This window comes from Paeniglutamicibacter sp. ZC-3, assembly GCF_025847175.2.
Classification (GTDB): Bacteria; Actinomycetota; Actinomycetes; order Actinomycetales; family Micrococcaceae; genus Paeniglutamicibacter; species Paeniglutamicibacter sulfureus.
Map to the genome: position 1 here is coordinate 106,409 of NZ_JAOYTG010000015.1, position 13,915 is coordinate 120,323.

The following is a 13,915-nucleotide window of genomic DNA, read 5'->3' on the forward strand; positions in this document are numbered from 1 at the left end:
GATCGTATTAGTCGCGGTCTACGGGCACCTTTCGTCAGTCTGCAATCAGTAGTGAAAATCGTGGGGATGCTGGCAGCACAACTGAAGATAAAAATCCCTGACACTACGGAAGATGTCTGCGAACCTAGATTTGAGTAGATGGAATCGGGGCCTTCCCGATGTCCGAAATCATGCGAAGGATTCGTGGGCTGTTATGAGCTGACGGACGCTGGATCGGATGGCTGTCGGCCAATTGTCATTGGTCCAGAAGCCGGATCTATCCTGAGCGGAAGCACCTTTAGGACCTTCCCCTGATAGATTCGTTTTTTTCTTCGCTCAATGCCCGCTCGTAGTCCAATGTCAGATTCGCGATAGCACTTTGGCTCACCAATGTCAGGCGTTCGTCTTGGATCGCCAGATTTTTGAACCATTCAATATCTGTAGCAATTGCGGCGGATTCTTCGCCAGACCAGGAACGATGGGAGTTGATACGCTGGGCTATGCAGGCCGGTGAAACTCCCTCCTCGAGGAGTGCGAGTGCCAAGACTTTTGCTTCCAAATCGCGTTCACCTGATAAAGCTCCGAGGATTTCATCGGTAGTCACCGTACCCTCCTTGAGCAGGGTCTGAGTTAGTTCCGCATCGTGTCCGATCAGAGCGAACAACAAAGAACTCTGCAGTCCATTTTCTGTATGTGTGCGAGATATCAGAGCGCGCTGCTCACGAGGAAGCTTGCGGGCGATGCTCACGAATTCGTGGTGGCTGAATGCGGCGTCACTTTGCAAGCTGTCTAAGTGAAGAATGAACCACTCGGCACAGAGAGATACGTCCTCGATGCTGCAGACCTTAAGCGTCTCGACCAGCCTCCATCTTGCATGGTCGGTCGCATTCTCAGGCCTGACCTCGAGAAAAGCCGCTCGCCACCGCGGACGCCACTCTTCTGGCAAAACGTATCCGTATTTGCCAGCCGCAGAAAACACCAATGAAGTCTGCGCCCGAATCTGGGAAACCTCATGAGTAAGAAGACGCTCGACTATCGGAGCGGGCGTTTCGTTCGACACGATGACCTCGACATGACGTGCATCGTCCGCTTGAAGCGAGTTGAGGATGAACTCCGAGACTGCGTCGATGCTTCCATCCGCCAAGATTGCCTTGATAACGGCGGCCCGGGTGCTTGCTCTGGCTAGACCGGCTTGGAGCACACTGAAGTCAATCCCGAGCCCGCGACTCCGCGACTCCCGAGTGAAATGGTAAGACAAACTATTCGAATCGGCAGTGATTGCCTGTTTGAGCCAATCGAGTGGGTTAGCCGCCCTGCCGGACAGCTCAAGTGGAAGAAACCGGCCGTCATGGCTGATCCCGATTTCGGCTGCCATGTTCGTTAGTTCCAAATATCGCTCAGTTCCTTGAGTCGGACCAAGGATAAGCAGTCGGTCGGCCAGCAGCGCACTCTCCTTTTCGCGGTTTGTTTGCCACTCCTCAACGGAAATTTCGTGGTTTCGATGCCCCACAAAGAATTCAAACTCTTCGTCAACCTCGATGACTGGCCAAGGCTCCGCTGGCTGTAGCTTCCAGAGATGCGCCAGATCCAGTGCACCAACTGCCAAATGACCGGCTCCTGGATGTGAATTGAGGAGAGATCGAAGGTCTGTAATCATCGTCCATGAGCCTGCCAGTGCTTCTCTTCGTTGATCCGCGCTTGCCTTCGATGTGCCGGGACTTATACCGGCTGCAATTCGAAGCCAGGTTTCCAGGAGCTCTATTACTCGCTTTAACTGCGGTCCTCCGATAGAGGCATCAATCTGCTCTAAGAGTGGGGCTACATTTTGTCGCCACAATACTATGAGGTCTTTCAGATGTGTTGCCGGTTCAACGGTTTGGGCCATCGTGATCGATCCGGATTCTGCAGGCTCAGCCCACGTGCCTTCGGCGGTAGGGGATAGTGCGTCTTTCAGTACTTCGCCGAAGATATTCCAACGGTCTCCGGAACTGACGCTCTCTCTCAGCCAACTGCAAACGTAACTGATAAGGATCCTCCGGACGGGAAAGATCGTCCCTCTGTCCGGGTCCAAGTGCGTTGCCAAGTCGCCTAGGACCCGGAGAGGATTGTCCGAGTGGTTGCGCGTTGACCGACGGTCACGTAGCGCAAGGTCGAGTAGCCCATGGACAGCCTCTATATTGCACCAAGAGTTCACAGATTTACGAAGTACTGCTTTGGCGGCGTCGCCGATAGGGTCATATGTCGTTTCCCAGATCGAGATTGGGGTCCGCTCAATTGCTAGGACGGTCCTAGCTCCTGCAGAAGCGAAATCCGCCGCTGCTTCATCCAGACGGGCGTATTCGAGGAGCAGTTTGAGGGTATCTGCATCCCAATCTTGAACCTTGGACAGAGAACGCGCCCAATCTCGTGCAGCCTGTTCGGTATCAGCCGTTCCCGAGGTCCCCGCGGCTTGCAAAAGGGCTCGTACTAGATCGGTACTACGTTCCGGAAAAGCGATTGTGAGTGAATTCCATGTTCGGGAAGGTGCAGGACCAAAAAACCAGCGACTGATCAACGGTGCACCCAGTGCCTTCTGCAGGTGCCATCGGCCCTTGCGATTCTCGATTAATCCTCGCCTGGCCTGCCCCCTTAACGAAGCCATGAGCAGCGGCAAAGGCCGGTATTGAATGCCTGCGATTTTTTCAAGATCATGAGGAGTAGCCCCTTTCAACGCAGCGATGCAAGCAAGCACGTCTAAGGCAAGTGGATCGTCGCTAACTTGGCGCAAGTGCCGCGTGACATTATCGAGCAGTGCCTCGCCTGAAAAGACCTGCGCTCCGTGCCTATCGACAAGTGCCTTGCAGAGCGTTAAAGCCCACCCCACTCTGCCTTCCGCTTGGGTAAGGATGAGCCGTCTAGCACGGATCGCGGTGACTCCCGACTCAACGATGAGATCGTCGATGATCTTTCTAGGGAGTAACTCAATCGGGAGTGTGCCGGCCTTGTTCAGGGGCAGCGCAGTATTTTCCACTTCGTCTGGCCAGCAGGTCGCTACGATGGAAAAGGTTAGCCCCTCTTGACCCCGAATCTGGGCAATTTCTGCGATTAACCCGCTATGCAGGTGTGCGTCATCGAGGACGACAGTTCGCGGAGAGAGCCTTATCAAATCGTCGAAGAGGTGCGTTCGAGCAAGAGGTTCGACCAGATACGAGCCGTTCAACTGGGAGAGGATCCGCGTCTTCCCAACACCAGCGACACCGGTTAAGACGACGTCCTTGCCTTGATCTACGTAACTTAATAGTTCTTCTAGGACGCTATCGCGACCTAGGAGAGACGGAGAATCGTCCTCCATCAACTCGGAAACTGGGACCAATGCATCGAGTCGACCTTTGACGCCGATTAGCTGTTCGCGCCACTCGGCATCGTTCTTCAGTGCATTCACCAACCACTTACGCCCGTAGCATTCCGGCAGAGGTAGCTGGTTCAGCTGGCAGTACTCGTCGAGCTTCTTACGGGCGGTACCTGTGAGATTCTTCGATGTTGCGATGACGAGCGCGTCAATACGGAACTCGCCGTGAAGCTGTTCCTTTCGCCAGCTCTTGTGGCTGCGCTTAAGGTTCGCTAAGGGATCGCCTGTGGTAGCCAGTAGCCTTCCGCGGCTCATAGGGTTGATTGGGTCCGTTCTATATATATCTCCATCGCGCCCAAAATCCCGGCCGGCTTCAACCGGAGACAACCAGGGATAGCGGATTTGCAGCAGAGCAGTGGCTGCATCTTCAAACAGGTCATGATCCACACCTTGGTCGAGGGCCTGCTCGATCCTATTAATTAGTGTCACTGTCTCTCCCCGTACCGCTGGTTTGAAGATGGTTTAGGCGTCTGATCAGTTTCGCCGTCGCCTCAGCAGACAGTCGTCGCTGTGCTGGTGCTAATTTCAGTCTAGCGATGGCCTTCCGAAGCTGGGTGTTCCTGCAGAGCGGGCTGAAAAGCAACCTAGTCTCCGCACATTTTCCATTTTGTGAATGCGCGCAGCGTTAAGATTTCGGCGGGATGGCTGCGAAGGGTAGATATCAGGCGGGGTCCCGTTCCACGGTGGTTTCGTAGCCATAGCGGTCCCCGCGGTATAGCGTCTCGGTGGCCTCGATGGCCAGGCCTTGGTCGGTGAAGCCCACGCGGTCCACCCGCAGGGCGGCGGCACCCACGGGCTGGTCAAGCAGATGCGCCTCGGTGACCGAGAGGTTGGTTGCCGTGATGCTCTGGCCGGCCCGCATGATGCGCTGGCCATGTTCGGCCAGCTGTACATCCAGCGAACCCTCCGGATCGGGAAGTGCCTCGCCGAACAAACCGGGCAACAGCCGCGCGGTTTCCAGCGCCATGGGTGCACCGTCGGCCAGCCGCAGCCTGCGCAGCAGCAGTACCTCGGAACCCTCCTCCACACCGAGCGCCCTCGCGGTCTCGGTCGGGCACGGCTCGATCCTGCAGTCCAGGGTGCGGGAGGATGCCTTGAATCCGCGCTCGGCCATGTCCTGGCTGAAGCCGGTCAGGCGCGTGCCCTTGCGGATCTGCGAGGGATCCGCGACATAGGTTCCCGACCCCTGCACGTTGTAGACAAGCCCCGCCGCCGCCAGCCTGGCGATGGCCCGCCGCACGGTGTCGCGGCTGACCTGGTAGCTCGCCTGCAGCTCCCGTTCGGTCGGCAACGGCTCGCCGATGGCAAGATTCGTGCGGATTTGCTCGGCTAGGACCTTGGCCAAAACCACATATTTCGGCGATCCGGTCCGAACCAATTCGAGTGAAGTCTCCATATTCCCGAGTATAGAGCGAACCATTTTGATATTGGTACGGACAAATCATTGATTCATGGGTACTCTGGGCAAGGTGGAAATCATCGTGCTCTCAGACCCCGCGGCCGTGGGCCGCCACGCCGCCCGCCTCATCGCCGACACCCTTGCCGGGAAACCCGACCCCGTGCTCGGCGTGGCCACCGGCTCCAGCCCGCTGGCCACCTACGCCGAACTTGCAGCCCTGGTGCACAACGGACTGGATCTTTCCCGCGCCAGTGCCTTTGCGCTGGATGAATATGTGGGACTGGCCCCTGCGCATCCCGAGGCCTACCACTCGGTCATCCACCGGACCGTGACCGTCCCCTTGGGGCTTGATCCCGCCCGGGTCCACGTGCCGAACGGCGCGGCCGCAGACCTGCGGGCAGCCTGCGCGGACTATGAAGCGGCCATCGAGGCTGCCGGTGGGATTGACGTACAGCTGCTGGGTATCGGTGCCAACGGGCATATCGGCTTCAATGAACCCGGCTCCTCGCTGGGCAGCAGAACCCGCGTGAAGACGCTGGCCCCGCGGACCCGGCGCGACAACGCGCGGTTCTTCGGGGGAGAGGCCGAGGCTGTTCCGGTGCATTGCCTGACCCAAGGCATTGGCACCATTCTGCGCGCGCACTCCGTGTTGCTGGTGGCCACCGGAGAATCCAAGGCGGCCGCCGTGGCTGCCATGGTGGAGGGTCCGCTCGGGGCCTTCTGCCCGGCGAGCGCGCTGCAGCTCCACGAGCGGGCGACCGTGGTGGTGGACGAAGCCGCAGCCTCGTCGCTGCGGGACCGCGAGTACTACGACTTTGCCCGCGACAACGCGCCCAAAGGTGCCTTCGACCTCGACTGATCCATCCTCCGACGCTTGACACCTGTGGCACACATCACGTATCCATAGATCGGATGTCCTACCTCTTAGCTCGACCTCACCGACCCTCCCCAAGCCGGAAAGGCACTTCCCAAGAGATGACCGCACACCACAAACCCCGACTTCCCCGCGCCACACGCCCCTTGGCGACAGCCGCCATGATCGCAATGCTGGCCCCTGTCGCACTGGCCGGATCCGCTTCCGCGGCCCTGCCGGTGCCCGGCAACGACCCGTTCGCCGCCCCGGGCAGCTACAGCGAAGAAAACCTCGCCGCCGACCGGACCGGCGAAAACTACTTCTACCGCATCCCCGCCCTCGCCCACCTGGGCAACGGCGTGGTGCTCTCCTCCTGGGACGCCCGCCCGAACTCCGCTGCCGACGCACCCAACGCCAACAGCATCGTGATGCGCCGCAGCACGGACAACGGCCAGACGTTCGGGCCCATGACCACCATCGCGTCCGGACACCTGGGCGATGCCGAAGAACCAAAGTACGGCTACAGCGATCCCAGCTTCGTGGTTGACGAGCAAACCAACACCGTCTTTGCCTTCTTTGTCTATTCCAAGGACCAGGGCTTCCATGGAAGCACGTGGGGCAATGACGATGCCGACCGCAATGTCATCAGCGCCGCCGTGGTTTCCTCCACCGACGGCGGGGTGAGCTGGAGCGAACCGCGCCTGATCACCGATGTGGCCAAGCCCGGTGCCGACTCGACCCCGGAGCCCGGGGACGTGAAGACCACGTTCGCCACCTCAGGGGCCGGGATCCAGCTGCGCTACGGGCCGCACGCCGGGAGGCTGATCCAGCAGTACGCCGGTCGGGTCCTGCAGGAGGACGGGAGCGCGCCGATCCAGGCCTACTCGCTCTACTCCTCTGACCACGGACAGACCTGGGAACGCGGGGAATTCCTTGGCACCGGGATGGATGAAAACAAGGTCGTGGAACTCTCCGACGGACGCGTGATGCTCAACTCCCGCGACTCAAACAACGGCGGCTTCCGCAAGGTGGCCATCTCCACCGACGGCGGACACAGCTACTCACCTGTCGAAACGGACACCGAGCTTGTGGATCCGACCAACAACGCCCATGTGACCCGGATGTATCCCGAGGCGGCGGAGGGCAGCCAAGATGCGAAGATGCTGCTCTACACCGGGGCCAACCACCCCACCGAGCGCCGCAACGTCTCGGCCCGGGTCTCCTGCGACGACGGGGAGACCTGGCCGGGGCTGCGCACCATCCGTTCTGGCTTCTCCGCCTACTCTGTGGCCACCGCGCTGGATGGCGGTATGTACGGGGTCTTCTATGAGGGCAGCTACACCAACGACCTTCCCCTTGCCACCTTTGACCGCGACTGGCTGAACGTGGCCTGCGCCCCGCTGGCAGCCGAGGCCCTGGCACTGGATGCGGGGGCCAGCGCCGAGGCGAGCCTGGTCATCAGCAACCAGGAAGAGGCCGCGCTGTCCGGAATGCTGACGCTGACCGGACCGGCGGGGTGGAGCGCCGGCACCGCCGAGCTCTCCGCACTGGCGGCCGGGGCCAAGACCACGCTCACGCTGCCGGTCACCGCACCAAGCACCGCCAACGGGGCCCTGAATCTGCAGGCACGGTTCACCGCCGCCGACGGACGCACCTCGCACAGCACCGTGACCGCCCAAGTAAAGGGTCAATCAATCATCTCGCTCGAGGTGTCGGGCAAGCGCTCGGACGCCGGCCGCGACCTCGCCGCGCTGCCCTACGCGGCGGGGGAGAAGTTGCCATACACCTTCCACGTGGCAAACACCGGAAACACCAACGCGTGGGTGGTCCCGACAGCGGGCAACTTCGTCCCGCTGGTCGCCGCACCGGTGGGCCAGCCCAGCCCGGCGGGCAATTGCCGCTACTCCTCACTTGCGGCAGGTGCATCCTATGACTGCACCACTCCCCGCCACACCGTGACAGAAGCCGAAGTGGCCGACGGCTTCTTCAAGCCCTCCAGCACCTGGACCACCGGCAGGATCCCTGAATACGCCACGGTGGTGAAGGAATATTCCATTGACGGAGGCGAGGTCGACCTCATCGTTCGCGCGCCGGGCCTCTCGGCCTCTGCCGCGGCCGGCACCTTCACCGACGTGGACGGAAACGGACATGCCTCCGCCGGGGACACCGTCAAGCACGCGGTGGACCTGGGCAACACGGGCAACGTCCGGCTCACCGGGATCCACTCCGGGGACCAGGCGCTCGCCGGGGAACTCGCTCCCGGTGCCACCCTGGAAACCGAGATCGTCCACGAACTGACAGCCGAAGAGGCAGCCGCCGGCGAGGCGGCCGAACGCACCATGGAATTCGAAGCAGCCAACGGCTCCAAGCGGGCAGTTGCGCAGCTCGAACTTTCGGCCGTCCAGCTGCCGCGGGACCCCGCGATCTGGGAGCCAAACGACGCTGAAACGCAGGCCCCGGCAGCCAGCCGGCTCTCATTCGTGCCGGAGGCGGGAGCCGCCCGCTGGGACGGAAACTACTCCGTGGCCCTGGACCTCGCCCGCGGGACCAATGCAAGTGTCTTCCGTCTCTTTGAGGATGGGAAGCTAATCCACGGCCAGCAGCTTGAGGCCAACAGCCCGCAGTCGCAGCGCGCCGTGGTCCAGCTGCGCGGCCGCGCCAACGGAACCCGCGTCTACACCGCCGAACTGGAAAACGCCGCAGGCATCGCAAAATCCCTTCCGTTGCGGGTCACTGTGGATTCCGGGAGAGCCGAGTAGCCCCCGCCTGCAAGGGACTGAAACGCACGTGACGGGGGTCCGCGGCCACCGGGTCGCGGACCCCCGTCACGCGGTCTTTCGGAGACCGCCCAACGTTTTTTCCCCGCCCGGGTTTCGCGGACATACAAAAGAATGCTGAGTAGGGAAATAACGGGGAATGAGCCGGGACAGGGTTATGATGAGTCGCGATGGCAAGGTTATTTGGGACCGATGGTGTCCGCGGAAAAGCAAACGAACTTCTGACCCCAGAACTGGCAATGGCGATTTCACAAGCCGCCGCCATGGTCTTGGGGCACGAACAAATACATGACGGGCGACGTCCCGTGGCGGTGGTGGCCAAGGATCCCCGGATCAGCGGCGACTTCCTCTCGGCTGCGATCGAGGCGGGCCTTGCGGCCACCGGCGTCGACGTGCACGATGCGGGGACCCTGCCCACTCCGGCGGCGGCTTACCTGGTGGCGGACCTTGATGCCGACTTCGGCGTCATGATCTCCGCCTCGCACAACGCTGCCCCGGACAACGGAATCAAGTTCCTGGCCCGCGGCGGCAAGAAGCTCGACGACGCCCTCGAGGACGCCATCGAGGCGGCCATGGAGAAGCCCAAGTACCGCCCGGTCGGTGCCGACGTGGGACGCATTTCGCGCTTCGCGGATGCCGAGGACCGCTACGTCATGCACCTGTTGCAGACGCTGCCCAACCGCCTGGACGGGCTCAAGATCGTTCTTGACTGCGCCCACGGCGCGGCCAGCGGATGCTCGCCTGAGGTCTTCAACGCCGCCGGTGCCGAGGTCCTGGTCATCGGTGCGGAGCCGGACGGCATTAACATCAACGACGGCTACGGCTCCACGCACCTGGAACGCCTGCAGGCGGCAGTGGTGGACAACGGAGCGGACCTGGGCATTGCCCACGACGGCGACGCCGACCGCTGCCTGGCCGTTGACCATGAAGGAACCGTCGTGGACGGGGACCAGATCATGGCGATCATGGCCACCGCATTGAAAGACCGCGGGGAACTGAAGGACAACACCCTGGTCGCCACCGTGATGAGCAACCTCGGGTTGAAGATCGCGATGCGCGAAGCCGGCATCACCGTCAAGGAAACCGGCGTGGGGGACCGCTACGTGCTCGAGGGCATGCGCGAGGGCGGCTACAACCTGGGCGGTGAACAGTCCGGCCACGTGATCTTCGCAGACCACGCCACCACCGGGGACGGGGTGCTGACCGGCCTGCACATCGCTGCGCGCGTCAACTCCACCGGCAAGACCCTGAAGGAACTCTCCGGCGCCATGACGGTACTGCCGCAGGTGCTGATCAACGTCAAGGGCGTGGACAAGCTCGCGGCGCCCGCGAACAAGATGCTGATCGCCGCGATCGTCGCCGCCGAGGCCGAATTGGGCCACAACGGCCGGGTGCTGTTGCGCCCTTCGGGTACCGAGCCGGTGGTTCGCGTGATGGTGGAAGCCACCTCGCAGGACATGGCTCATTCCCTGGCCACTTCGCTGGCAGCAGTCGTTTCGCGCGAACTGGCACTATAGATTCTCCTTGCAACATTGAGACCGTGGCCGAGTGTTCCGGCACCTACGGTGTCAGGCGCTCGGCCACACGCATTTGAGGTGTGCAGCACTTCGCTGCAGCCGTGACTGTCGAAAGGGTGTGCCAGAGGCATGAGCATGAAGATATCGGTGATTGGCACAGGATACCTAGGCGCGACACACGCGGCCTGCATGGCCGAGCTTGGCTTTGAGGTGATCGGCGTGGATGTCGACCCGGCCAAGATCGAGGCGTTGTCCGAAGGCAAGCTGCCCTTCCACGAACCGGGCCTGGGAGAGCTGCTGCGCAAGCACGTGGCCTCCGGCAGGCTGCGCTTCACCACCGACTATGAAGAAGTGGCCACCTGGGCCGATGTGCATTTCATCGGCGTCGGCACCCCGCAGCGCGCCGACGGCCACGGGGCGGACATGCGATTCGTCGATGCCTCGGTGGCGGAACTTGCCACGCGCATTCGCGGCACGGCGCTGATCGTGGGCAAGTCCACGGTTCCGGTGGGCACCGCACGCCGGCTGCGCGGACTCATTGCCGCCAACGCCCATCCGGATGCGCAGATCTCCCTGGCCTGGAACCCCGAGTTCCTGCGCGAGGGCTTCGCCGTGGCCGACACCATGTCACCTGACAGGCTGGTGCTGGGAGTCGAGGACGAAACCTCCGAGGCCATCCTGCGCCGGGTCTATGCCCAGGCGCTGGAGGCAGACACCCCGCTGATCGTCACCGACTTCGAGACCGCGGAACTGGTCAAGGTGGCCGCCAACGCGTTCCTGGCCACCAAGATTTCCTTTATCAATTCCTTTGCCGAGGTCACCGAGACCATTGGCGGGGACATCACGGTGCTGGCCGATGCGCTGGGGCATGACGCCCGCATCGGGCGCAAGTTCCTCAACGCCGGGGTGGGCTTCGGCGGAGGTTGCCTGCCCAAGGACATCAGGGCGCTACAGGCCCGCACGAGCGAGCTGGGCCTGACCCACACCATGGGTTTCCTTGCCGAGGTCGACGAGATCAACCTGCGCCGGCGCGAACGCGTGGTCCGTCTGGCCCAGACGATGCTCAACGACAAATTGGTGGGTGCCCGCATTGCGGTTCTTGGAGTCACCTTCAAGCCCGACTCCGACGACGTGCGCGATTCCCCGGCGTTGGATATTGCCGTTCGGCTGTTCAACGCCGGGGCGGACGTTTTGGTCTATGACCCCAAGGGCAACAAGAACGCGGCCGAGCGCTTCCCGCGGCTGCAGTACGCCAAAGACCTGCCCGAGGCAGTGAAGGATGCCGACTTGGTGCTGCTGCTCACCGAGTGGGCCGAATTCAAGGCACTTGTCCCGGAAGATCTCGAGGAATTGGTCGCCACGAAGCGCATCATCGACGGACGCAACGTGCTTGAACGTGCGCCGTGGCGGGACGCCGGATGGGAAATCGTGCGGATGGGCCAACACTACGCACCGCTCGATGGAGAACTTTAGGTCGCGCTGACGGCTTTCCGAAGTCCACCCGGCGTAGCTGAGTTCTGTCGACCCTAAAGCGGACGGCGCCACAGGACAGTGGCCACATACTGGTTTGACCAGCATGTGGCCACCGTTTTGTGCGTAGTTATCGAAGCGTCCCTGCGGACTGCGAGTCGCAAGACACGATTTCAACCCAGGAAAACGTCATGTCCAAGACCAGTCCTGCCGGCACCCGCATTAGGTCAAGACGATGTATGCGCCAACGCCGCACACGATGGCGATAAGCAGACCAAGTCCAATGTTTTGCCAGACATAGGGCACGCGAGGTCCCTGCCGGTAAAAGCGGTCGTGATTGCGACTACGCGTTCTGCGTCCCAAGATTCTCTCCCCAAGTTTCGTGCGCCCCCCAGGACGCGATTAAGGTCGATCCTAGCAGGCAGAAGCGATTCGACCATTAATGTGACCAATCAGGAACTGCCCGATCCCAGCCGAACCGCCTTTGGTCTACAGACCGTCAAAGCGATCGATTCTGGACAGTATCGGATAGGGGTCCGGGCCCTCCAATTGCGTTCGAATATCGGACCGGGCTTGGAACCCAAACGGCTAGGCGGAGGCGGGTCTCTAAGTGAGTACTGAGTATCCGACTATGCCCAGGACAACCAAGGTGAGTAGCCCCAATCCGATGTTTTGCCAGATCACCAGAACACGTGACTTCTTGCGGTAGTAGCTTCGATTCCAAGACAAAACAGTCGCCCCCAAACTTAAGACTTCCCCCAATTGGAGCCTTGTTGCACCAGCCTAAACCATGGTGCTGCGGAAAGGACCAAGATGACTATGCCTGACTTCGGGGAAGTTTTCCAAGCATCTGCGGACTGGCCTTGGAGCAGGGCGAAAAGCTGCTGAGCGCTTGGTACAGAACCCCGGCACCAGGTCCGAAGCGTTGTGGGAGAGCGATAGGACCGTGACCCAGTAACCAAGACCCCAGCCAGGCCACATTGCTCAACTACCGCTGGGGTTGGCGGGCAACTCTTTGGGTAATCGCCAAAGGGGTATGCCCGCACTATGTGCAATAACGTTCCTGCTGATGGCGTCCGGGGAGTCGTTGTAACGACGCCGGTGACAAAATCTGTCCGGCTCGGCTCTTGTCAGAGCCCCAGGTCCCGGCCCGCACGTGGAAGTTCCTGCAAGAGGTCAACGGCGCTGACGGTGCCCTCGTGTGCCGCGAGGGCACCCGCGTGGGCGTGGATCAGTGCACCGGCAGCAGCAAGGTCCGTCAGGCGATGGCCAAGGGCCACTACGTCCTTGTTCGTGGGCGTGGCCGGGAGGTTGGCTGCGGCCAAGACCGTGCCCAGGATTCCGGTCAACACGTCGCCGCTGCCGGCCGTCGCAAGGTCAGGCGTGGAAGCGTGCACGATCAGCGTGTAGCCGTCCGGAGCCGTGCAATAGGCCAGCGTGTGGGAAATTTCCTATGATCTGGTGCGAAAAGATTGCGTGTCTGGGAACTAGGCGGAGTCGCACGCACCAATCGCGGAACCCATCGCGTCAACCAACACTCAAATAACCGCTACGCGACCACTGCAAATTCAACAGCTTGGGCATGCTCACTTGGTCAGCGAAATCATCCGAAACCACATTGCAACGGTGTGCTGGCATAGTGTGTGCTTCGATGATGCTGACAGAATCCAATACACCAACCCCCTACAAGTCCTGGCCGCCCATGAGATCGGCGGCTGAAGGCTCTCACTGTGGCGTGTGGTTGCGATGATTTGGCCGCTGACCGGTGGCGGCGGTGCATTCTGGGTTCCATTGCCTGAAAAGGTCTTTTGAAGGCCTTCCTGCTCGATGGAACGGTACCGCCTTGGAATTAAGGGCGGGGGTGGTGAAAGCACAGCCAGTCCATTCACATCCACGAGGAGCTGGGCAGTATGGGGCACTGTGGCTGCGAAGTGCAGGGTGCGTTTGCAAGCATGGCTGCTGACCTTGCCGGCGCTCTCCAAAATCTGGGCCCGAAACTTCTTCGACTTTCAGGCCCTACCGTCGGTGCTGTTGAGACAGAGCACTTACGCCCACGCGAGCAGATCCGGTGCCATGAGCAGCAGATGGCACCACAGGGTGTTGTCGGTGAACGCCTGGAGGGGCAAAATCTCCAACCCGCTGTCCTTCGCGTTCTGGATCAGGTCTTAGCGCGGCCGAGGCAGAGTACTTGCTTCGAGTCTGGTAGATGGCAAACGCCGTATCACTCATGCAGCAAATGTCGGTGATCCGCAATTGTCCGACGACGTGGGTTCATCCTTCCGAGCGATCGGCCGAAAGCCCTGGACTATCATCCAACTCTCAGGCTGCTGACGGACCTCGGACCGATTTGTAGGTAGTGCCCGTTCATGTCTTGTTTGGGGCTCTATGGTGAGTGAACATTCAAAGAGGCAGACCCTACGTGTCAGGCTGGAGCGGTACCACGGTGACAGAGCAAGTCAGCTCGATCGCGTAGGGCGAGAACCAGGAAACCAATCAGTATGTCTAATCTAGTTTTGGCCGAAGTGCGCCAAG

The 13,915-nt window shown here is 61.2% G+C and carries 7 protein-coding genes; 4 read left to right on the forward strand and 3 right to left on the reverse strand.

Annotated elements, in window-relative coordinates; all coding sequences use genetic code 11:
• Positions 1-277 precede the first annotated feature (277 nt).
• Both OIU93_RS15045 and OIU93_RS15050 read right to left on the reverse strand, forming a co-directional pair.
• The gene (locus OIU93_RS15045) at positions 278-3,796 is read right to left on the reverse strand and encodes an ATP-binding protein (protein ID WP_264270871.1); all 3,519 of its coding nucleotides are present in this window, start codon (positions 3,794-3,796) and stop codon (positions 278-280) included.
• 232 nt (positions 3,797-4,028) lie between these two features.
• Positions 4,029-4,763 (reverse strand): GntR family transcriptional regulator, encoded by a 735-nt coding sequence (locus tag OIU93_RS15050; RefSeq protein ID WP_264270872.1) that lies wholly within the window; start codon positions 4,761-4,763, stop codon positions 4,029-4,031.
• Positions 4,764-4,836: 73 nt separating this feature from the next.
• Here OIU93_RS15050 and nagB point away from each other — a divergent pair, with 73 nt between their 5' ends.
• From nagB to OIU93_RS15070, 4 genes are all read left to right on the forward strand, one after another.
• The gene (gene nagB / locus OIU93_RS15055) at positions 4,837-5,625 is read left to right on the forward strand and encodes a glucosamine-6-phosphate deaminase (protein ID WP_372342941.1); all 789 of its coding nucleotides are present in this window, start codon (positions 4,837-4,839) and stop codon (positions 5,623-5,625) included.
• Positions 5,626-5,801: 176 nt separating this feature from the next.
• Positions 5,802-8,378: an exo-alpha-sialidase gene (locus tag OIU93_RS15060; protein WP_264270874.1), complete on the forward strand. Its 2,577-nt coding sequence runs from the start codon at positions 5,802-5,804 to the stop codon at positions 8,376-8,378.
• Positions 8,379-8,566: 188 nt separating this feature from the next.
• Complete coding sequence (gene glmM / locus OIU93_RS15065; RefSeq protein WP_264270875.1) at positions 8,567-9,913, forward strand: phosphoglucosamine mutase; 1,347 nt, start codon at positions 8,567-8,569, stop codon at positions 9,911-9,913.
• Between the two features lie 129 nt (positions 9,914-10,042).
• Positions 10,043-11,386, forward strand: a complete 1,344-nt coding sequence (locus OIU93_RS15070; RefSeq protein ID WP_264270876.1) for a UDP-glucose/GDP-mannose dehydrogenase family protein — start codon at positions 10,043-10,045, stop codon at positions 11,384-11,386.
• 1,127 nt (positions 11,387-12,513) lie between these two features.
• On the opposite strand, the gene OIU93_RS15075 is transcribed toward OIU93_RS15070, so the two are convergent.
• Positions 12,514-12,831, reverse strand: a complete 318-nt coding sequence (locus OIU93_RS15075; protein ID WP_372342942.1) for an NAD(P)H-hydrate dehydratase — start codon at positions 12,829-12,831, stop codon at positions 12,514-12,516.
• Positions 12,832-13,915 lie beyond the last annotated feature (1,084 nt).